Here is a 21,018-nt window from a genome sequence, read left to right as displayed (position 1 = left end):
ATGTTCCGTGACTGTCAGTCGTCGGGGTCGGCGCGCTCCAGGGCGGGCCGCTGTCCGGCGGCGGACTCCGTGAGCAGGTAGTCGGCCGCGGCCGTGTCCGTCACCAGGCTGGTGACCAGGCCCGAGCGGAGCACCGCGCCGATCGCCGCCGCCTTGCGCTGTCCGCCGGCGATGGCGACCACCTCGGGGATCCGGCGCAGCCGGTCCGCCTCCACGGTGATGCACCGCTCGCCCAGGTCCCGGCCGACACGTCGGCCGTCGGAGTCGAAAAGGTGTGCGGACATCTCGGCCGCGACCCCGAGCGAGGCGTAGTGTGCCCGCTCCTCGTCCGAGAGCATGTCGTGGACGGTGGAGATGCCCGGCTCCCAGGAACCGATGGAGACCGCGGCGACCGTCACCTTGTCGAAGTACTCGAAAGCGCGGGCGATACCCGTCTGGTGCCGCAGGGCCGCCGCGGTCGCCGGGTCGGGCAGGAGCATCGGCGCGTAGATCGGATGCGCCTCGCCGCCGGACACCTGGGCCGCGCGGCGCACCGCCTCGACCGACCCGCGCTCGGCCGTACCCGCGTCGTAGACCCCGGTCAGCTGCACGACCGTGCAGGGCGGCAGCCGGTCGAGCGCAGCGGCCATGTGGATCGTGGAACGGCCCCAGGCCAGGCCCAGCACATCGCCCTCGTTCACCAGCTCACCGAGCAGTTCGGCCGCGACCTCGCCCAGGTTCTCCGGGTCGGCGGCGTCGTCCTGCTCGTCCGCCGGGGACTCGACGACGACCGCGTGGCGCAACCCGTAGCGGGCCCGGAGCGCGTCGGAGCGCTCCGCGTCCAGCTCGGCCGGTACCCGGATCTCGATCCGTACGAGATCACGCTCGAGAGCCGTCTCCAGAACCCGGGCCACCTTGAAGCGGCTGACGCCGAACTCCTCGGCGATCTGGATCTTCGACTTTCCCTCGAGGTAGAACCGACGGGCCATGGCCGCCGCCTGAACCAGCTCCGCGGGTCCCATCCGCATGGCTGACCGACCCGCCGAGATGCCAGACACCGCGATCTCCTCACTGCTGTTCACACGCCCGATACACCGTCATCCTGTCAGATCCGGCGATCCTTGATCCGGCCCGTCGGGCCGCGTTCATCTGCCCTTTGTTCAGTGGCCGCACGCCCAGGGCGCCGCAGCGGTCGCCGCGTCCGCCTGCTCGCGCAGGGCACGCACGGCCTGGGCCGGGTCCTGCGCCCCGTAGACCGCGGATCCGGCGACGAAGACATCGGCTCCGGCCTCGGCGCATCGCTCGATCGTGGTGGCGGAGACGCCGCCGTCGACCTGGAGCCAGAGCTCGAGACCGTGCTTGGAGATCAGGTCACGGGTCCGGCGGATCTTCGGCAGCATGATGTCCAGGAAGGACTGGCCCCCGAAGCCCGGCTCCACCGTCATGATCAGCAGCATGTCGAGCTCGGGGAGCAGGTCCTCGTACGGCTCGATCGGGGTCGCGGGCTTGAGCGCCATCGAGGCGCGCGCGCCCTTGGCCCTGATCTCCCGCGCCAGCCGTACGGGCGCCGCCGCCGCCTCCACGTGGAAGGTGACGGACCCCGCGCCCGCCTCGACGTACTGCGGTGCCCAGCGGTCCGCGTCCTCGATCATGAGATGGCAGTCCAGCGGAGTGTCCGTGGCCTTGCTCAGCGCCTCCACGATCGGCACGCCGAGCGTCAGATTGGGCACAAAGTGGTTGTCCATCACATCGACATGGAGCCAGTCGGCGCCTTCGACGGCCTTCGCCTCGTCGGCGAGTCGCGCGAAGTCGGCGGACAGGATGCTGGGGTTGATCTGGGCCATGCACCAAGCCTGCCATGTTCCGCGCCACTTCCCCGCCTCGGTGCCCCCCAAAGCCTCACGGGATCATTACGGTTCGCACAATCCCGGCTTTTCGCCCGGCCAGCGTGTGGGTTCGCCATACTTCCGGCGAGGTCGCGCGCGGCACGGGGCCTCCCGCCGGGGCGGCCTGAGAGTCAGCCCTGACGCGAACTCGGCCTGCCGCTGCGCGCGAGGGCGCCCACAGGCGAGCGCGATGGCATCGACTTCCGGGCGAACAGGCCTGTCCAGCCGGACGGCGTGTCCCGCGTACAGCCCTACGCCACTCTTCCCGTCCTCGTTCAGAAGGTTCGATTCGGGCATTGCCCTTCGCCCGAAGCGGTGCAACCGGTATGAATTACGTTGCCGTGGGGGGCGAGGTCGGGGAAGCGGGGGCGTCATGTCGGTACAGGGGAACGGGCCCAGGCAGCGCTGGGAGAGTGCGTCGTTGGGCGCGGGCATCATCTCCGCTGCCATTTCGATTATTTCCGTGCTCTTCAACAGGACCGACTCCTACCTGCTGCCCGTCATGCTCGTCGGAGTGCTCGCTGCGGGCATCACCGTGTGGCTGTCGTCCTACCGCTCCAGCGGCTTCCTGTCGCGGTACCTGCGGTACGTCATGGAACTCTCCGCCCCCTTGGGTTCCGGAGGCCCCACCGGGGCGCATGTGTTCGGACCTGCTGTTTCCCTGCCGGGCGACACTTTCGTCGATGTCGATCTGACCGAGGACGGCCTGCCGGGGCGGCATCCGCTCACCCGTTACCTGCGGAGCGCCAAGCCGGTCGTCCTGCTGCTCGTCGGTGCTCCGGGCACAGGAAAGACGACCCTGCTCAGGCAGACGGCCCTGACCGCGGTGGCAGGCCGGCTCAAGTCGCCGCGGCGCACGCCGGTCCTGCTGCGCCTGGGAGCCCTGGCAACCGATGTCGCCCAAGCACCCGAGTTGTCCCTGGGCGACGTCGCCCATTCCTCTCTCGGCGAGCTCCGGAGCAAGGTCGGGGCCGGCTGGTTCGAGCGCAGACTCAGGAACGGCCGTTGCCTTGTGCTCCTCGACGGCCTCGACGAGGTCCCGGACCCGGACCGGCGAAGAGCCGTGTCCGCCTGGATCGAGGCACAGACGGCACGCTATCCGCGCAATGACTTCCTGATCACCTCCCGCCCCTTCCCGGAAGCCCGGCAGTTACTGCCCGCCGCCCGGATGCTGACTCTGCAACCTCTCACTGACCAGCAGGTCGCCCAGTTCGTGAAGCGATGGCTGAGCAACAACCCCGCATCCCTCCGTCACCCTTCGACACGAGGTGCGGTACCCGGCACCGGGGTGCTGCTGGACAGACTGCGGGATCGCTCGGATCTCTTCGAACTGGCGTCGAACCCCATGCTGCTCTCGCTCCTGATGAGCAGCTTCCGCCTCACCGGTCAACTGCCCGGCAACCGCACCGCCCTCTACGGGGAGGTCTTCAAACAGGCTCTGTCACGGCACCGTTCGCCGGCCGAGGACTTTCCCGATCTGTCGCCGTCGCGGAAGGAACGAGTCGTCCGGGTGCTGGCCCTGGCCATGCTGCAGCAGGGAACGGAGTACGCGTCCGAGGCGGAGTGCTCGCGGATGATCGAGAAGACCCTGCGCCGATCCGGCGCCGTGAACACCAAGCGGTTCCTGGAAGTAATGGTCGAGGACGGCATTCTCGTACGGCGGGACGGACGGGCGTACGCCTTCTTCCATCGCGCGTTCCAGGACTTCCTCGCCGCACAGCAGATCGCTGCCCAGGGATCCTTCCGGCTACTCGTCGAGCACATGGAAAGTCCCCGGTGGCGCGACGTGATCCTCACGTGGGCCTCCTCGTCCGACGCCAGCCCCGTCATCGAGGCGTGCCTCGCGCGCGGCACGCGGCATGCCTTGGCCCTGGCAGTCGCCTGCGCGGACGTCAGCCCGCAGATCGAGCCGGGACTGCGTTCGATGCTGGCCAGGGTGCGCACCTCGCGGCAAACCGCCGGGGCGACGGCGGACGCGCTGACCGAATTCGTGGAGAAGGCGTACTCGGCACCCGCGGCCGAGCTGCTGCTACGGGCCCACGACGAACACCGGCCGGTCAGCCATGACGATATCGAAGGGCTGCCGGCCCGGAGGGACCTGCGCCCGGCCCACGAATGGTCCGAGTCCGACGCCACCGCATTTCTGTCGGCCGCCGTGCTTGCCGGCGAACTCGCCGACCACGACGAGGCGAGGGGCTACCGGTTCAAGGGGCTGATCGCCCTGTCGTATGCCCTGCGCGACCAGAGTCCCGCCTCCTCCCGGGACCTGTGCCTCTCCGCACTGCGCCAGCTCGACCCCGACGAGCCGCACGCCGCCGACGTGCGTCTGGCCTGCCTCGCCTACTTCGGCGATGTGGCGGACCCTCAGGACGAGGAGGAGTGCTTCCGGGCGCTGCGCGCCTCGTGCCGGACCGCGGGGGCTACGGCTTGCGAACTCATGATTCCCCTGGTGGCCGCGCACCGGAAGGCCGCACAGCTGGTTGTCGGCGCCCTGCGCGCGGACGAGGAACTGGCCCGTCGGATCGCGGACGGGCTCGGTACGGACCGGGCCGGTGCGACAACGACCGCCGGCTGGGACGCGGCGGTGGAGAAGTGGCGCCGCGCCCGTCGCGAACTCGTCCACCAATTCTGCGACCTGGCCCATCTGGTTCTCGTGAAGGACGAAATTCTGCATGCCCGGGAACTGGTGGCCGACCGTCTGAGGGAGGAACCGCCCCCCGTGCTCGAACTGGAGGGGCTGGACAGAGCGCTCGACCGACTCGACCACTCGCTCCGGCGGTCGCAGTTCGGCGAACGGGACGCCGCCCTGCGCGCGGCAGCGCGACACGCCAAGGCAATGCGTGCTGCCGTCCGCAGTACTCCGACGGGCCTGTCCGTCGAACTCTCCGAGCCGGCAGCGGCCCGGATCGAGGACCTCGTTCGCAGTGAGAGACGCCGGCTCGTACGGGAGCACCCCCCACGGCCCAGGCTCAGCGCGGCCCTTCCCTTCGCACGCTTGCGGAACGGGGTGGTGACCGTGCCGGTCGAGGTGGCGAACGATGGAGAGCACAGCGCCCCCATCGAAGCCGCCTCGCTCACCACGGGTGACCCGGCTCCACCCGGCGCCCCGGGAAGCGGACGGATCGAGGTGCCGTCGCCCGTGCGCGGCGGGACGGCCACGACCGTCCTGCTGAGGCTGGTGCCCACTCCGATAGCCCAGGGCACCTCCGAGATCGAGACGGAGGTGACCCTCACCTACCGGCCCCGTCACAGCTCGCGGGACGCCACCTGCACGGAGCGTCTGCGGGTCACCCTGGCCACGGAGTACGTGGCGGTCGATCCCAATCCCTTCACGGAAGGCGGTATGGGCCGGCCGGTGCACGACCCCGCCATGCTCTTCGGACGGGAAGAGCTGATCGAAAAGGTGCGCGCCGCACTCGGCGCGGCGTCGGCTCCGGGAGCGGGCATAGCGCTCTTCGGCCAGAAACGCACCGGCAAGTCCTCCATCGGTGTGGAGCTGATGCGACGGCTCGGCACATTCGACGGGCTCCCCGTCGTGGATGTGGGGAACCTCGGTGAACTGACTCCGCAGCGGAAGGCCGACGAAGATCAGTCGACACTGCTCGGCACCTTGCTGTGGCGGATTCTGGAAGGGGCCGACGCGACCATCACGGAAGGGCCCAGGCTGCTTCCCGTCGGCTTCGACCGCAAGTCGCTGATCGAGAGTCCCGACCCGGTGCTGGACTGCAACAGCCTGTTCACCCGGTACCGGGCAGCGCGGCCCGGCAGTCCGCCCTGGGTCGTGTTCATCGACGAGTTCCAGTACATGGACCAGTGGATCCGTGACGAGTTGGTGCATCCGTCGTTCCTGCGGACCTTCAAGGCCATCGTCGAACGCAGCCTGTTCCATCTCGTGCTGGTCGGGCAGGTCCATCTGGAGCGGCTGGTCGAGGAAGACCCGAACGCCTTCGGCGTCTTCGGCCTCGAACGCGTCACCTGTCTCGCCGAGGCCGATGCTCGCGCCCTCATCCAGCAGCCCGTCCAGCTCGGAACCCCGTCAGGGCCCGTCAGCCGCTATCACGAGCGCGCTGTCGAGGAGATCATCCGGCTCACCGGCGGAAACCCCTTCTACATCCAGAAGATCTGTTATGCGCTGATCGAGCACATGAACAAGGAGCGGACCGACATGATCACGGATGCCGACGTCCGAGAGGTCACGGGGCAGCTCCTCGACACGCTGCGGGCCGGGGACTTCGACGGTCTCGAGTCCCCCGACGCCGGCGATCCGCGGTGGGACGCGGCCGAACTGCGCGCAGCACTCGTCGCGGTGGCCTGGGCCTGTCGTGACAAGCCCGCCGCGCACAAGGCGATCCTCCGGTGCCACGAGGGCCCTCTCCCCGTCGAACTCCTGGACCATCTGGTCTCGCGCGAGGTCGTCCGCCGGGTGGGCGACGGGTACCAGTTCGTCGTGGGCCTGTACGAGGAGTGGCTGCGGCGGTACTTCGCAGCCCCGGAAGGACGTCTGTGAACGGGACGAATCCGTACCAGGACGCGGGCGGCGCCCCGGCCGCACCGGGTTTCATCGACCGACCGGACCTGGTCGCGGAGATCGAGTCGGTGTGGCGGTCGCCCGGACGGCCGCGGAACCTCAGCGTCGTCGGCCAGCTCCGGTTCGGCAAGACCAGTGTGGTCGAGCAGGCGCTGCGCCGGGTGGACCGGGCCGACTTGGCGGTCGTCCGCGTCTCCGTGGTCGAGCTCGACTCGGTCTTCGGACTGTTCCGCACGTTCACGAACGAGGTCACCACCCGGTTCCCCGGCGATCAAGAGCTGAACCGGCTGAACGCCACGGCGCAGAGCGCGCGGGGTTGGTACGACCTGAGGAACGCGGTCACCCGCTACTTCGAGACGGTCGCTCGGCGCGACCTGCATGTTCTGCTGGTCCTGGACGAATTCGACCGCGCCCCCTGGGTGCTGGTCGACCTGTCCGCCTACCAGCTGTTGCGTTCGCTGGTCAGCGAACGCACGTACTCGATCGGGGTCGTCACGATCTCCCGGCGTTCGGTCTTCGAGATCGAGGCGGACGCGGCCGGAGGGTCACGGCTCGACGGAGTCATGTCCCTCCGGTGTCACGTCGGCCTCCTGGAACCTCGGGAAGCGGCGTCGCTGCTGAGCATGGCCGGAACGGCCGGAGTCGACCTCCGCCCCGTGGAGTCCGAACTCCTGGCCCGGTGCGGACGTCATGCTTATCTGCTGGGGATTGTCTGCAGGCGCATGGTGGACGAGTTCCACAGGACCGGCTCGCTCGACGTGTCCAAGGCCCTGGAGCTGGAGGCGGGGGCCTTTCACGCGTACTTCGACCGGCTCATCGAGGAGATAGACCTCGATCTGTCCGGGCGCGGCACGCCGCTGCTGCACACCGTCGCCTCGGGCGGGCCCGTGTCCGAACTGCCGGCAATGGATGAGCAGGCCCTGGTCAACAGGGGTGTGCTCCTGCGCGGGCCGGAGACCGTCCGGTTGTTCTCCGACGAGTTCGCGGCCTATCTGCGGACCGCGCTCTCCGGTACGGCGGTGTCCCGGTCGAGGCCTCACGACCGGTATCGGTGCACGGCCCTGGTCGTCGCCACCGAATGGGCCTCCGGGCACGGCGGCCTGAGCACGTTCAACCGCGAGTTCTGCCGCGCGCTCGCCCGCCTGCGGGTGCGTGTCCTGTGTCTGGTGCTGAACGCAACCGATGCCGAGGTGTCCGAGGCGAAGGACTCCGGAGTCACGCTGCTGCCGTGCCGGCCTGTTGCCGGGGCGGACGAGATGGCCAGTCTGATGCGGCCGCTCCAACTGCCCGGGAACGTGGTTCCCGAGCTGGTGATCGGACATGGCCGGATCACGGGTCCGGCCGCCCAGGTGCAGGCGGAGCACTTCCAGAAGGCGAAGCCGAAGACGCTTCACTTCGTACACATGGACCCGGACGAGACCGAATGGCACAAGCTCGACCGGCGGGACGACGCGATGGGGACCGCCGACAGCCGGAAGCGGATCGAGGTCAGCCTCGGCCGTGACGCGGACCGGCTGGTCGCGGTGGGCCCACGGCTGCACGGCTTGTTCCTCGGCCACCTCTCCCGCCGCGACGACACGGACCCTCTGCGTTTCGATCCGGGCTTCGATCTCACCGACAGCCGGGCGCGCAAGGTGCCGGACGGGACACCGCTCACCGTCCTGCTCATCGGGCGCACCGAGGACTGGCACCTCAAGGGCCTGGACCTGGCAGCCGCGGCCTGCGGCCGGGTCGCGGGCTGGCGCCGGGAAGCGAAGAAGCGGGCGATCGAACTCGTGGTCCGCGGCGTCCCCGCGGAGCAGTCGGCCGAGCAGACACAACAGCTGATCGACTGGGCGGGCGATCCCCGGCTGCGTATCGTGCCGCGGCCGTACACCACGGAGGCCGAGCATCTTCAGGACGACCTCATCCGGGCCAGCCTCCTCATCATGCCGTCCCGCGCGGAGGGTTTCGGGCTTGTGGGGCAGGAGGCGATCGTTGAGGGCACACCCGTCCTGGTGAGCGAGACGAGCGGGCTCGCCGAACTGCTGCGGGAGGAGCTCGGCAACGAGCGTGCCGCGTCGTGGGTGGTCCCGATGTCGGGCGGGACCGCAGCCGACGTCGAGACTTGGGCACGGCTGATCGACGGCATGCTGACCGAGAGCGAGCAGAAGTTCACCGCCGCCGAGGCGCTGCGCGTCGAGCTGGCGGAGAAACGGCCGTGGTCGCGGTCGGTGGAAGAGCTCCTGACCGCCATGGGGCTCTGACCCCACGGCCCGGACCGCGCGTTCTGGTCCGGGCCCTGCTGCGGTACCGCCCTGCGGCAGCGGTGCGTCAGCTCTGGGCGGTGTCGTCGTCCGACTGCCCGGCGCCCTCGGCCGCGGCCGCCTTCTCGCGCATCTTCCGCACCAGCTCCGCCTTCTGGTCGGCCGCACCCTGGCGGTCGAGGTTGCGGTGCGGGCCGTTGTTCTGCCGTTCGGCGCGGGACAGCCTCTTGCGCTGGCCGCCGCCCATGCCCACGGGGTTGTTGATGTTCTTGCTGACGGTCATGGGCTCTCCCGGTAAAGATGTGAAGTGACGTACGGATTCATGGGTGGGGGCGGGGGTGCGGCCCGGGGTCAGCCCGTGCGTCGCAGCAGCGCCAGGTACATCGCGTCGGTGCCGTGCAGATGCGGCCACAACTGGACGTCGGGACCGTCGCCCAGGGCCGGTACTCCCGGCATGAGGGGGCGGGCGTCCACCCACTCCGCCTCGACCGGCGCTCCGCCGCGCCCCTTGAGCACGTCCTCGACGACGACGCGGGTCTCGGCCAGATGCGGCGAGCAGGTCGCGTAGCCGACGACCCCGCCGATCCGGACGGCCTTCAACGCCTCGCGCAGCAGGCCCCGTTGGAGCGGTGCGAAGCTCTCCAGGTCCTTCGCTCGGCGACGCCACCGGGATTCCGGGCGGCGGCGCAGCGCACCGAGGCCCGAGCACGGTACGTCCATCAGGATCCGGTCGAAGGTGCCGGGCTGCCAGGGCGGCCGGGTGCCGTCCGCGGTGACCACCTGGTAGGGGCCCGGGTTGCCGGCCAGTGCCCGCTCGACGAGCCGGGCGCGGTGCGGCTGCTTCTCGGCGGCGAGCAGCGCCGCTCCGCGTCCGGCGGCGAGCGCGGCCAGCAGGGCCGCCTTGCCGCCGGGTCCGGCGCAGCCGTCGAGCCACCGTGTGTCGCTGCCCTCCACGGGCGCGTTGGCGAGGGCGGTGGCGACGAGCTGGCTGCCCTCGTCCTGCACACCCGCGCTGCCGTCCTGCACCGCGGTCAGGGCACCGGGCTCGCCGCCCTCGGCCATCCGTACGGCGTAGGGGGACCAGCGGCCCGGCAGGCCGCTCTCCTCACCCAGGGCAGCCAGCAGCTCGTCGGTGGTGGAGCGGCCGGGGCGGGCCACGAGAGTCACCTCGGGGCGTTCGTTGTCGGCTTCGAGGAGGTCCTCGATCCCGGCGCGGCCACCGCCCAGGGCGTCCCACAGCGCGGAGACGATCCACCGCGGATGGGAGTGGACGACCGAGAGGTGCTGCTCGGCATCGTCGTCGTACGACGGCGCGACGCGCTCCACCCAGGTGTCGAGATCGTGCGCCGAGACCTTGCGCAGCACGGCGTTGACGAACTTGGCCCGCCCTTCACCCAGCACGACGCGGGCCAGCTCCACGCTGGCGGAGACGGCCGCGTGGGTCGGGATGCGGGTGCCGAGCAGCTGGTGCACGCCCATGTTGAGCACGTCCAGCACGGGCGGGTCGACCTCGCGCAGCGGCCGGTCGATGCAGGCGGCGACGATCGCGTCGTACGTGCCCTGGCGGCGCAGGGTCCCGTAGACCAGCTCCGTCGCGAGCGCCGCGTCCCGGCCGTCGAAGTCGCCCTTGGCGCGTGCCTTCTTCAGCAGCGGGGGCAGGACGAGGTTGGCGTACGCGTCGCGTTCGTCGACGGCCCTGAGCGCTTCGAAGGCGAGGAACCGGACAGGGTCCTTCTGCGGGCGGCGATGCGGCTTGGCGGGACGGCGACGCTGCTGGTCGTTCACGTGAAAGGTGCTCCGCTGATGGTGAGAGTGGCGAACCCACCCAGCGTACGTCGCCGCCCGGGCCGGCGGCGCGGGCCCCGGAAGCGCGGGGGCCTGCCCGTCGTCAGAGCCCCAGGAGCTCGCCCGGGACGATGCGGACACCACGCGCCCAGTCGGCGGCCTTCATCGGCTTCTTGCCCTGGGGCTGGACCCAGAGGAGCTCCACGGCGTGCGACCCGGTGCCCACGTACACGTTGTTCTTGCCCGCGGACAGCTCGCCCGGCGCCAGGTCGGCACGGTCCAGGACGGGCGCGGCCTGGACCAGCTTGAGGCGCTCGCCCCGGAAGAGGGTCCACGCACCGGGGGCGGGGGTGCAGCCGCGCACGATGCGGTCGACCCGCAGGGCGGGTGCGGACCACTGCACCTGGGCGTCCTCGACGGTGATCTTGGGCGCGAGCGTGATGCCTTCGGCGGGCTGCGGTACGGCGTGCAGGGTGCCGTCCTCGATGCCGTCCATGGTCGCGGCGAGCAGCCCGGCGCCGGCGAAGGCCAGCCGGGTGAGCAGGTCACCGCTTGTGTCCGTGGGCCGTACCTCTTCGGTCAGAACGCCGTACACCGGTCCGGAGTCCAGGCCCTCCTCGATCAGGAAGGTCGACGCGCCGGTCACCTCGTCCCCGGCCATCACCGCGTGCTGCACCGGGGCGGCGCCGCGCCAGGCGGGCAGCAGGGAGAAGTGCAGATTGACCCAGCCGCGGGCGGGCACGTCCAGGGCCGTCTTGGGCAGCAGCGCACCGTAGGCCACCACGGGGCAGCAGTCCGGGGCGATCTCCCGCAGCCGCGCCAGGAAGGCCTCGTCGCGCGGGCGTACCGGCTTGAGCACCTCGATCCCCGCCTCCTCGGCGCGCTCGGCCACCGGGCTGGCGACGAGCCGGCGGCCTCGCCCGGCGGGTGCGTCGGGACGGGTGACGACGGCGGCCACCTCATGGCGGCCGGAGGCGATCAGGGCGTCCAGGGCGGGGACAGCAACCTCGGGGGTGCCTGCGAAGACGAGCTTCATGGGTGGCGGACTGCCTCTCGGGCCGAAACGTACGGTGTGGCGAGCAGCACACCAGTCTAGGGGCTGTCCCGTTGTCCTCCGCGGGCGCACACCCGGGACGACGGGACGGCCCCCGGGCCGGGCCGCCGGGGGGCGTACGCACGCCCGTGCGCCCCGCGCATATGCGCATACGCCCCTGTTGCGTGACCACATGGCCGGGTGAGGCGTTGGTCAAGAGAGATTGACCGAAGTGGGCCGCCGCGATGCGGTCCGATCCCTTTCAACGCCGGTTCGAGAGGCTTGTTCATGGCCGACCACGCAACCCACGACGCCCAGGCGCGTGCCAGTCTGCACCTGCTGGTGCGGGACATCGAGCGGGTCCGGCGGCAGGTGGACGCGCTGCGCACCCTCACTGCGCAGCTGGGCAACGTCTACCGTCCGCGCCGCTCCGGCCCGTCCGCGGGCTTCGTCGTCTACGGCAGGGCCCCGGCGCCCACCGTCCGGCTGGCTCAGGAACTGCGGGACAGCGTCGAGACGCTGGTCACGGCGGCGGTGGACTTCGACCGCTCGCTCGGCTTCTCGTGGGACGCGGTGGGCTCGGCCCTCGGGGTGACCAAGCAGGCGGTGCACCGCCGTTACGGTGCCCGGCGCAACACCCCGCAGCCGGGTGCCGCCGAGGTCGCCCCGGAGTCCGCGCCCCGTCCGCTGTCCGCGCCGCCCGGTTCCTCCCCCGTGCTGCCCGCGGTGCCGGCGGCCCGTTCCATGCCGCCGCAGCCTTCGGCGGACCGCCCCTCGCCGCGCGAGGAGCTGCGCCCCGGCGCCTTCCCCGGCCCCCGCAACGGCTGAACCCGAGCGCCCCTCACCGCGTCCGCACGGCGGGGGCGGCGGACAGGGCGGCGGGGCCCGTACGGCCTCGTCAGCCGATGTCCGGCGGGTCGATCCTGATCCGTACCGGATCTCCGGTCCCCCGGGCCGTCCGCGCCGCCTGAGCCGCCTTCAGGGCGGCCGCGAGCGCCGCCCCGCGCCCCGGCGGCACCCTGACCAGCGCCCGCTCCCAGGTCTCGCCCGGCGGCGCGTCCCCCTGCCTGCGGGGCCTGCCCGAGACGGCCCCCGGCAGCGGTACCGGTCCGAGGATCTCCGCCTCCGACGGCAGTTCCACCGCGGCCAGGTACGCGGCGATCGCCTCCGGCGGCCCGGTCACCGAAGCCATCCTGGACACGGGCGGAAAGCCGAGTTCGGCGCGCTCCGCGAGCTCGCGGCGGGCATGGCCGACGGGGTCCCAGCGCACCAGGGCCTGGACGGGCCGCAGGGTCGGCTCGGCCACGATCACCACGGTGCCCCCCTCCGGCTGCCCCCGTACCAGTGAGGCGGCGGCCGTCCAGCGCCGCAGCGCCTCCTCACCGGCCCGCAGGTCGGGCCGGCCCACCATCGCCCAGCCGTCCAGCAGCAGCGCGGCCGCGTAGCCGCCCTCCGCCACGGGTTCGGCCCCGGGTGTGCTGACCACCAGGGCGGGCTGGTCCGGTACGGAGTCGAGCACATGGTCCCGGCCCGACGTACGCACCGGGACGGCGGGGAACGCCCGGCCCAGCTCCTCGGCGGTCCGCCGGGCACCGACGATCCGGGCCCGCAGCCGCCCTGTGCCGCAGGCGGAACAGCTCCAGGCGGTCTCGGCGCGTCCGCACCAGGCGCAGTTGAGGTCCTGCTGGTCCGGAGCCTCCAGCGGCCCCGCGCAGTGCCTGCACCGCGCGGGTTCGCGGCAGCGTTCGCAGGCCAGCCGGGGTGCGTACCCCCGGCGCGGCACCTGGATCAGCACGGGGCCGCTGCGCAGCCCGTCCCGTACGGTCTGCCAGGCGAGGCTGGGGAGCCGGGCGGAACGCGCCGCCCCGTCCCTCGCGAGCTCTCCGTCGCCGACGGTACGCACCAGGGGCGCCGCGATCCGCAGCTGCTCCCGGTCCGCGCGCAGCGGCAGCGCCCAGCCGCTCTCGACCAGCTGGGCGGCTTCCACGGTGCAGTTCGTCCCGCCCAGGAGGAACGCGCACCGGCCGTGCGCCGCCCTCAGCTCCAGGACTTCCCGGACGTGCGGGAACGGGGCGTTGTCGTCGCTGTGACTGGAGTCCCCGTCGTCCCAGACGGCCACCAGGCCCAGATCGGCGACGGGGGCGAACATGGCGGCCCTGGTCCCGACCACCGCGCGCACCGAACCACGCCGGACGGCGAGCCACTCCCGGTAGCGCTTCTCGGGCCCCGAGTCGGCGGTCAGCAGCGCGTGGCGCCCCTCCCCCATCACCTCGGTGAGCGCGGCGTCCACCCGCCCCGCGGTCCGCCCGTCCGGTACGACGACGAGTGCGCCCCGTCCCGAGGCCAGCGTGGCGGCGACGGCCCTGGCGATCTCCTCGGGCCAGTGCGGCCCGGGCAGTGCGGTCCAGACGGCTCTGGGCGCCCCGCCCTCGGCCAGCGCGCCGAGGAACGCGGGCCCCTGTGCGTACCGCTCCCAGGTCCCGGGCTCCGGGGCCGGGGGCGGTGGCAGCGGCGCGGGTGACGCCTTGGACTCCGCCCGGCCGTTCCTGGGCGGCACGGCGAGCTGCAGCACATCGGCGAGGCTGCCCGCGTACCGGTCGGCGACGGCCCGCGAGAGCGCGAGCAGCTCGGGCCCGAGCACCGGCTCGGGCGAGACGACGTAGGCGAGCGCCGCCAGGGCGCCCTGGTAGTCCGACTCGGCACGCCGCTCGATCAGGAATCCGTCGATCAGCCCACCGCCCTCGCGCCGCCCGCCGCGGACCTGACGCCCCCCGGCCCCGAACCGCACCCGCACCCGGACACCGGGCTGTGCCTCGGCGTCGAGCTCCTCCGGGACGGCGTAATCGAAATACTGATCGAGGTGGAGCGCGCCCTTGTTCACCAGGACCCGGGCGACCGGCAGCTCCTCGGCGAGCGTCGCACCCCGCCAGGTGCGGGGCTTGGCCCGCGGCACCTTGGCCTTGCGCACGGTCTCCCGGATGAGCGCAAGCTGCTCCGGTGCCCCGGCCTCGGGCTCGTCGGACCGCTCGTTGTCGCTGCTCACAGCCAAATTCCTACCAGACGCCACTGACACCGGTTGCGGCTCCCGCAGCGCACGCACCGGGGCCCGGACACCGTGTACGGCATCCGGGCCCCGGAGTACGGGCTGACGTCGGCGGGCTCTAGAGCCCGGCCGCCGTACGCAGCGCGTCCACGCGGTCGGTGCGCTCCCAGGTGAAGTCGGGCAGCTCACGGCCGAAGTGGCCGTACGCGGCGGTCTGGGCGTAGATCGGGCGGAGCAGGTCGAGGTCGCGGATGATCGCGGCCGGGCGGAGGTCGAAGACCTCGCCGATCGCGTGCTCGATCTTCTCCGTCTCGACGGTGGCGGTGCCGAACGTCTCGACGAACAGGCCCACCGGCTCGGCCTTGCCGATCGCGTACGCGACCTGGACCTCGCAGCGGGCCGCGAGACCGGCCGCCACGACGTTCTTGGCCACCCAGCGCATGGCGTACGCCGCCGAGCGGTCGACCTTCGACGGGTCCTTGCCGGAGAAGGCACCGCCGCCGTGGCGGGCCATGCCGCCGTAGGTGTCGATAATGATCTTGCGGCCGGTCAGACCGGCGTCACCCATGGGACCGCCGATCTCGAAGCGGCCGGTCGGGTTCACCAGGAGCCGGTAGCCCTCGGTGTCCAGCTTGATGCCGTCCTCGATGAGCTGCGCCAGGACGTGCTCGACGACGAACTCACGGATGTCGGGCGCGAGGAGCGAGTCCAGGTCGATGTCCGACGCGTGCTGCGAGGAGACGACGACCGTGTCGAGGCGGACGGCCTTGTCACCGTCGTACTCGATGGTGACCTGGGTCTTGCCGTCGGGACGCAGGTACGGGATGGTCCCGTTCTTCCGGACCTCGGACAGCCGGCGGGAGAGCCGGTGCGCCAGGTGGATCGGGAGCGGCATCAGCTCGGGCGTCTCGTCGCAGGCGTAGCCGAACATGAGGCCCTGGTCGCCGGCGCCCTGCTTGTCGAGCTCGTCCTCGTCGCCCTCGACGCGCTTCTCGTACGCCGTGTCGACACCCTGCGCGATGTCCGGGGACTGCGCGCCGATGGACACCGACACGCCGCAGGAGGCTCCGTCGAAGCCCTTCTTGGAGGAGTCGTAGCCGATCTCCAGCACCTTGTTGCGCACGAGGTTGGGGATGTCGGCGTAGGCCTTGGTCGTGACCTCACCCGCGACATGCACCAGACCAGTGGTGATCAAGGTCTCGACGGCGACACGCGAGGAAGGGTCCTCACGCAGGAGCGCATCGAGAATCGTGTCGCTGATCTGGTCAGCGATCTTGTCGGGGTGGCCCTCGGTAACGGACTCCGAGGTGAAGAGACGGCGGGACACATCGCTCCCTGGGGTTGCAGCGGCTGCTGGCTGATCATTGATGGACCTCCGGGAGCTGCGCCCGGCACGTTCCGTCGACCAGTTTATCGGTCGCTTCCGGTGAATGGGCCACGCGTCTCGCCCCTTGGGAGCTCTGTGACCTGCGGCACTGTTGACGGCAGTACGACAATCGCTCCTTCCGGGTGTGACAAATGACCGAATTTCTTGAGCTTCCATCCCGCCGGAGCGGCAATTACGCAATCTAGCCGAAGCGTGCCGCAACCAGGTCCCAGACCGTGTCGGCGAGTGCTTCTTTCGGCCCGTACGGCACAGCGGTCTCGCCGCCGTCGGCCGCGAGCACCACTGCCTCGTTCTCCTCGGACCCGAAGGTCTTGCGCTCCCCCACCTCGTTGACCACGAGCAGGTCGCAGCCCTTGCGTCGGAGCTTGTCGCGGCCGTTGGCGAGGACGTCGTCGGTCTCGGCGGCGAATCCGACGACGACCTGGCCGGGGCGGGCGCGGTCCGCGGAGACCTCGGCGAGGATGTCGGGATTGCGGACGAGGACGAGGGGCGCCGGCTCCTGGCCGTCCTTCTTCTTGATCTTTCCCGCCGCGTAGTCCGCGGGGCGGAAGTCGGCGACGGCCGCGGCCATCACCACCACATCGGCGTCGGCCGCCGCCTTCAGCACGGCCTCGCGCAGCTGCAGGGCGGTTCCGGCGCGCAGGACGTCGGCGCCCGCGGGGTCGGGCAGCCCGGTGTTCGCCTCGACCAGCGTCACCCGGGCGCCGCGGGCGACAGCGGTGCGCGCCAGCGCGTAGCCCTGCTTGCCGGAGGAGCGGTTGCCCAGGTAGCGGACCGGGTCGAGAGGCTCCCGGGTGCCGCCGGCGCTGATGACCACGTGCCTGCCCGCGAGGTCGGGTTCGGCCGGGCCGCGGGTCAGGACGCGGCGGCAGACCTCGAAGATCTCCCCCGGGTCCGGCAGCCGGCCCTTGCCGGTGTCGACGCCGGTGAGGCGGCCGACGGCGGGCTCGATGACGACGGCACCGCGGCGGCGCAGTGTGGCCACGTTCTCCTGGGTGGCCGGGTGCTCCCACATCTCGGTGTGCATGGCCGGTGCGAAGACGACCGGACAGCGGGCGGTGAGGAGCGTGTTGGTGAGGAGGTCGTCGGCGAGGCCGTGGGCGGCCTTGGCGAGCATGTCGGCCGTGGCGGGTGCGACCACGACGAGGTCGGCCGCCTGCCCGATCCGGACGTGCGGCACCTCGTGAACGCTGTCCCAGACCTCGCTCGACACGGGGTTGCCGGAGAGCGCCGACCAGGTGGCGGCCCCGACGAAGTTCAGCGACGCCTCGGTCGGCACGACCCTGACGTCATGACCGGACTCGGTCAGCCGGCGCAGCAGCTCGCACGCCTTGTAGGCGGCGATGCCACCGCTGACCCCCAGGACGACCTTCGGCTTGTCCACTGCGTCTCCCCGCACTCGTTTCTCCGCGCAACCGATGCGCACCCGGCTGCCTGCAGCCGGGGGACGTACGCACTCCATGCTGCCTCACCGCGTGGGAGGGCCCCCGGCGGGCCCGGCCCCGGACACACCACAGGCCCGGCGGTGGTGACCGCCGGGCCTGTGGTGAAGGTGCGTCTCCTGCTTACTGCGCGGGGCCCTCGATGGCCTCGGAGGTCAGCAGGCCCGCGTTGATCTCGCGGAGCGCGATCGAGAGCGGCTTCTCGTGCACGTGGGTGTCGACGAGCGGACCGACGTACTCGAGGAGGCCTTCACCGAGCTGCGAGTAGTACGCGTTGATCTGGCGCGCGCGCTTGGCCGCGTAGATCACAAGGCTGTACTTCGAGTCGGTGGCCTCGAGGAGCTCATCAATCGGCGGGTTGATGATGCCCTCGGGCGTGGTGATGGAAGAGGACACTCTCTGCCTTCCGAAGGGGATAGAGATCAAAGAGATCTTTGATCATGCTGGTTCCGCAGTGGTGATGCTCTGCGTCCGCGGGGCCGACGAGGTCAGTCGTCGATGCCGCGGAGGCCGGAAGCCTGCAGCATCAACGTTAGCAGCTCACGTGCCACGTCCTCGACCGAGGTGTTGACAAGGGTCGTGTCGAACTCCGCCTCGGCGGCCAGCTCGACCTTCGCCGCCATGAGCCGGCGCTCGATCACGTCGGGCGCCTCCGTCCCGCGGCCGGTGAGCCGGCGCACCAGCTCGTCCCAGCTCGGCGGGGCCAGGAAGACCAGCTGCGCGTCGGGCATCGACTGGCGGACCAGCCGGGCACCCTGCAGATCGATCTCCAGCAGCACCGGCTCGCCCGCCTCGAGGCGGTCCAGCACGGCCCGGCGCGGGGTGCCGTAGCGGTTGCCCGCGAACTCCGCCCACTCCAGCAGCTCGCCGTTGGCGATCAGCTTGTCGAACTCCTCGGTGTCCACGAAGAAGTAGTGGACACCGTTGCGTTCGCCGGGGCGCGGCTTGCGGGTCGTGGCCGACACCGAGAGCCAGACCTCGGGGTGAACCTTGCGCATATGAGCGACGACCGTGCTCTTACCGACCCCGGAGGGGCCGGAGAGCACGGTCAGCCGCGGACGTACGTCCGGGGGTACGGGGGAGTTCCCCCGGGATGTTGCAGCCATGGAGCGATTATCCCGCTTCTCAGGAGTGCCTGAGAACGTCAGGCGGCACTGCCGCCGAACTCACGCTCCAAAGATGCGATCTGGTTGGAGCCAAGACCCCGGACCCGGCGGCTCTCGGAGATGCCGAGCCGCTCCATGATCTGCTTGGCGCGGACCTTGCCCACGCCCGGCAGGGACTCCAGCAGGGCGGAGACCTTCATCTTGCCGATGACGTCGTTCTCCTGTCCCGACTTGATGACCTCGTGGAGGGAGGCGCCGGAATGCTTGAGTCGATTCTTGACCTCGGCCCGCTCCCGGCGAGCCGCGGCGGCCTTTTCGAGCGCGGCTGCGCGCTGTTCAGGGGTAAGGGGCGGAAGAGCCACGCCTACGTCACCTCGGATGTCGATCTGTCGGATACGGACCGGTGAGGAACGTGAAAGCCCCACAGCCGGTGAGCAACGAACAACCTGTGCTCGTTGGCTCTCGACCGGAGACTAGCGGCCATGGCCGCCTGAGTCAGCGAGAACAGACGAAAAGTCCTGGTCAGCCTCAGCCGACCGGGACATTTCCGTCATAACAACCCGGATTTCTGCTCAGGATTCCGTCAACGCGCTGTTACGTGGCATGGTCAGCCATCCGAGACGGCTGCGCGGACCTCGTCCGCGAACCGACCGGCGGCTTTGCGCAGCCCTGACGCGTCCGGCCCGTGGCGCAGCACGCCCCGGCTCACGCTCGGCACCACATTGCCCACCGAGGCGCCGAACACACCGGGCAGATCCGCGGGAGTGGCGCCCTGGGCGCCGATGCCGGGAGCGAGCAGCGGACCGTTGATCGCCAGATTCACACCCGCGTCCCCGAGCGTGGCACCGACGACCGCCCCGACCGAGCCGAGCGGAGCCGCGCCCTCGTTCTCGGCGGCCATGTGGTCGAGCATCAGCTGGGCCAGCGGCCGTCCGTCCGCGGTGGTGGCGCGCTGGACCTCGGCGCCCTCCGGGTTGGAGGTGAGGGCGAGGACGAAGACACCCGAGCCGGAGACCGCGGCCGCGTCGAGCGCCGGGCGCAGCGAGCCGAAGCCGAGGTAGGGCGAGACGGTGACCGCGTCGGAGAACAGCGGCGAGTCCTTGTCGAGGTACGTGGCCGCGTAGGCGCCCATGGTGGAGCCGATGTCCCCGCGCTTGGCGTCCATGAGCACCAGGGCTCCGGCGGCGCGCGCCTCCTCGACGGCCTTCTCCAGGACGGCGATGCCGCGCGAGCCGAACCGCTCGAAGAACGCCGACTGCGGCTTGAGCACGGCGACCCGGTCGGCCAGTGCCTCGACGACCGTACGGGTGAAGCGCTCCAGGCCCGCGATGTCGTCGTTCAGGCCCCAGGAGGTGAGGAGCGAGGCGTGCGGGTCGATGCCCACGCAGAGCGGCCCGCGGGTGTCCATGGCGCGGCGCAGGCGGGCGCCGAAGGGTTCGAGGGTCACTGCATGACCTTCCGTGTCGAGGCGCCGACGGCTTCGGCGAGGGTGGCGTACGGGGAGGCGGCCAGGCGCGCGGCCAGGCCCTTGTGGATCGAACGGGCGTAGAACGGGCCCTCGTAGATGAAGGCGCTGTAGCCCTGGACGAGCGTGGCACCGGCGAGGATGCGCTGCCAGGCGTCCTCGGCGTTCTCGACGCCCCCGACGCCGACGAGGGTGATCCGGGTCCCCACACGGGCGTACAGGCGGCTCAGGACCTCCAGGGAGCGCTCCTTGAGGGGTGCGCCGGAGAGTCCGCCGGTCTCCTTGACCAGCGAGGCCGGGGACTTCAGTCCGAGGCTGTCGCGGGCGATGGTGGTGTTGGTGGCGATGATGCCGTCCAGACCGAGCTCGACGGCGAGGTCCGCGACCGCGTCGACGTCGTCGTCGGCCAGGTCGGGGGCGATCTTGACGAGCAGCGGGACCCGGCGGTCCGTGACCGTGCGGTCGGCGGCCTCGCGCACCGCCGCGAGCAGCGGCCGGAGCGCCTCGGTGGCCTGGAGGCTGCGCAGCCCCGGGGTGTTCGGCGAGGAGACGTTGACGACGAGGTAGTCGGCGTGGGCGGCGAGCCGCTCGGTGGACTTGACGTAGTCCCCCACCGCCTCGGCCTCGGGGACCACCTTGGTCTTGCCGATGTTGACGCCGACCGTCGTACGGAAGACGGGCCTGCGGGTGGCCAGGCGTTCGGCGACGGCCGCGGAGCCCTCGTTGTTGAAGCCCATGCGGTTGATCAGCGCACGGTCCGCGACGAGCCGGAACAGGCGCTTCTTCGGGTTGCCGGACTGCGCCTCGCCGGTGACCGTGCCGATCTCGATGTGGTCGAACCCGAGCATCGACATGCCGTCGATCGCGATCGCGTTCTTGTCGAAGCCGGCGGCGAGCCCGAACGGGCCGTGCATCCTCAGCCCGAGGGCCTCGGTGCGCAGTTCCTCGTAGCGGGGGGCGAGCGCGGCGGCGACGAAGGTCCGCAGGCCGGGGACGCGGGCCGCGAGGCGGATCCAGCGGAAGGCCAGGTAGTGGGCCTGCTCCGGGTCCATGCGCTTGAAGACCAGCTGGAAGAAGAGTTTGTACATCACACAGTCCTCATGAAGAGGGGGACACCG

At 71.1% G+C, this 21,018-nt stretch carries 16 protein-coding genes; 3 read left to right on the top strand and 13 right to left on the bottom strand.

Going from position 1 to position 21,018, the window contains the following annotated elements:
- Window positions 1-14: 14 nt before the first annotated feature.
- Both ACFQ6X_RS20500 and rpe read right to left on the bottom strand, forming a co-directional pair.
- On the bottom strand, window positions 15-1,001 hold the full coding sequence (locus ACFQ6X_RS20500) for a sugar-binding domain-containing protein (protein ID WP_329215455.1): 987 nt from the start codon (window positions 999-1,001) through the stop codon (window positions 15-17).
- 138 nt (window positions 1,002-1,139) lie between these two features.
- Window positions 1,140-1,823 (bottom strand): ribulose-phosphate 3-epimerase, encoded by a 684-nt coding sequence (gene rpe, locus ACFQ6X_RS20495; RefSeq protein WP_329212974.1) that lies wholly within the window; start codon window positions 1,821-1,823, stop codon window positions 1,140-1,142.
- A 415-nt stretch (window positions 1,824-2,238) separates the two neighbouring features.
- On the opposite strand from rpe, the gene ACFQ6X_RS20490 reads away from it, so the two are divergent.
- Together ACFQ6X_RS20490 and ACFQ6X_RS20485 are read left to right on the top strand one after the other, a co-directional pair.
- Window positions 2,239-6,372 carry an NACHT domain-containing protein gene (locus ACFQ6X_RS20490; protein WP_383183333.1) on the top strand — a complete coding sequence of 1,378 codons (4,134 nt, stop codon included), beginning with the start codon at window positions 2,239-2,241 and terminating at the stop codon, window positions 6,370-6,372.
- Window positions 6,369-8,639: a glycosyltransferase gene (locus tag ACFQ6X_RS20485; protein ID WP_383183331.1), complete on the top strand. Its 2,271-nt coding sequence runs from the start codon at window positions 6,369-6,371 to the stop codon at window positions 8,637-8,639. The genes ACFQ6X_RS20490 and ACFQ6X_RS20485 overlap by 4 nt, the downstream gene beginning before the upstream one ends.
- A gap of 67 nt (window positions 8,640-8,706) precedes the next feature.
- On the opposite strand, the gene ACFQ6X_RS20480 is transcribed toward ACFQ6X_RS20485, so the two are convergent.
- The 3 genes from ACFQ6X_RS20480 to fmt form a co-directional block, all read right to left on the bottom strand.
- On the bottom strand, window positions 8,707-8,922 hold the full coding sequence (locus tag ACFQ6X_RS20480) for a DUF6243 family protein (protein WP_383183329.1): 216 nt from the start codon (window positions 8,920-8,922) through the stop codon (window positions 8,707-8,709).
- A gap of 68 nt (window positions 8,923-8,990) precedes the next feature.
- Window positions 8,991-10,424, bottom strand: a complete 1,434-nt coding sequence (locus ACFQ6X_RS20475) for an RsmB/NOP family class I SAM-dependent RNA methyltransferase (protein WP_383183327.1) — start codon at window positions 10,422-10,424, stop codon at window positions 8,991-8,993.
- A 103-nt stretch (window positions 10,425-10,527) separates the two neighbouring features.
- Window positions 10,528-11,460 carry a methionyl-tRNA formyltransferase gene (fmt, locus tag ACFQ6X_RS20470; RefSeq protein WP_356415379.1) on the bottom strand — a complete coding sequence of 311 codons (933 nt, stop codon included), beginning with the start codon at window positions 11,458-11,460 and terminating at the stop codon, window positions 10,528-10,530.
- Window positions 11,461-11,745: 285 nt separating this feature from the next.
- On the opposite strand from fmt, the gene ACFQ6X_RS20465 reads away from it, so the two are divergent.
- Complete coding sequence (locus tag ACFQ6X_RS20465; protein ID WP_383183325.1) at window positions 11,746-12,285, top strand: hypothetical protein; 540 nt, start codon at window positions 11,746-11,748, stop codon at window positions 12,283-12,285.
- 70 nt (window positions 12,286-12,355) lie between these two features.
- On the opposite strand, the gene ACFQ6X_RS20460 is transcribed toward ACFQ6X_RS20465, so the two are convergent.
- The 8 genes from ACFQ6X_RS20460 to ACFQ6X_RS20425 all read right to left on the bottom strand — a co-directional run bounded on the left by ACFQ6X_RS20460 (window position 12,356) and on the right by ACFQ6X_RS20425 (window position 20,988).
- On the bottom strand, window positions 12,356-14,500 hold the full coding sequence (locus ACFQ6X_RS20460; protein WP_383183323.1) for a primosomal protein N': 2,145 nt from the start codon (window positions 14,498-14,500) through the stop codon (window positions 12,356-12,358).
- Between the two features lie 118 nt (window positions 14,501-14,618).
- Window positions 14,619-15,827 (bottom strand): methionine adenosyltransferase, encoded by a 1,209-nt coding sequence (gene metK, locus ACFQ6X_RS20455; protein WP_329212958.1) that lies wholly within the window; start codon window positions 15,825-15,827, stop codon window positions 14,619-14,621.
- A 241-nt stretch (window positions 15,828-16,068) separates the two neighbouring features.
- The gene (gene coaBC / locus ACFQ6X_RS20450; protein ID WP_383183320.1) at window positions 16,069-17,271 is read right to left on the bottom strand and encodes a bifunctional phosphopantothenoylcysteine decarboxylase/phosphopantothenate--cysteine ligase CoaBC; all 1,203 of its coding nucleotides are present in this window, start codon (window positions 17,269-17,271) and stop codon (window positions 16,069-16,071) included.
- 181 nt (window positions 17,272-17,452) lie between these two features.
- Entirely contained in the window at window positions 17,453-17,725 is a 273-nt protein-coding gene (rpoZ, locus tag ACFQ6X_RS20445) for a DNA-directed RNA polymerase subunit omega (RefSeq protein ID WP_003970369.1), read from the bottom strand.
- A 92-nt stretch (window positions 17,726-17,817) separates the two neighbouring features.
- Window positions 17,818-18,435, bottom strand: a complete 618-nt coding sequence (gmk, locus tag ACFQ6X_RS20440) for a guanylate kinase (RefSeq protein ID WP_383183317.1) — start codon at window positions 18,433-18,435, stop codon at window positions 17,818-17,820.
- A 38-nt stretch (window positions 18,436-18,473) separates the two neighbouring features.
- Complete coding sequence (locus ACFQ6X_RS20435) at window positions 18,474-18,797, bottom strand: integration host factor (RefSeq protein ID WP_018524251.1); 324 nt, start codon at window positions 18,795-18,797, stop codon at window positions 18,474-18,476.
- A 245-nt stretch (window positions 18,798-19,042) separates the two neighbouring features.
- Window positions 19,043-19,882 (bottom strand): orotidine-5'-phosphate decarboxylase, encoded by an 840-nt coding sequence (gene pyrF, locus ACFQ6X_RS20430; RefSeq protein ID WP_383183315.1) that lies wholly within the window; start codon window positions 19,880-19,882, stop codon window positions 19,043-19,045.
- Window positions 19,879-20,988: a quinone-dependent dihydroorotate dehydrogenase gene (locus ACFQ6X_RS20425; RefSeq protein ID WP_383183313.1), complete on the bottom strand. Its 1,110-nt coding sequence runs from the start codon at window positions 20,986-20,988 to the stop codon at window positions 19,879-19,881. The genes pyrF and ACFQ6X_RS20425 overlap by 4 nt, the downstream gene beginning before the upstream one ends.
- Window positions 20,989-21,018 lie beyond the last annotated feature (30 nt).

This window comes from Streptomyces sp. NPDC056452, assembly GCF_042796085.1.
Classification (GTDB): domain Bacteria; phylum Actinomycetota; class Actinomycetes; order Streptomycetales; family Streptomycetaceae; genus Streptomyces.
Note: the sequence above shows the minus strand (reverse complement) of the source record. Positions and strands in the feature narration are given on the sequence as shown.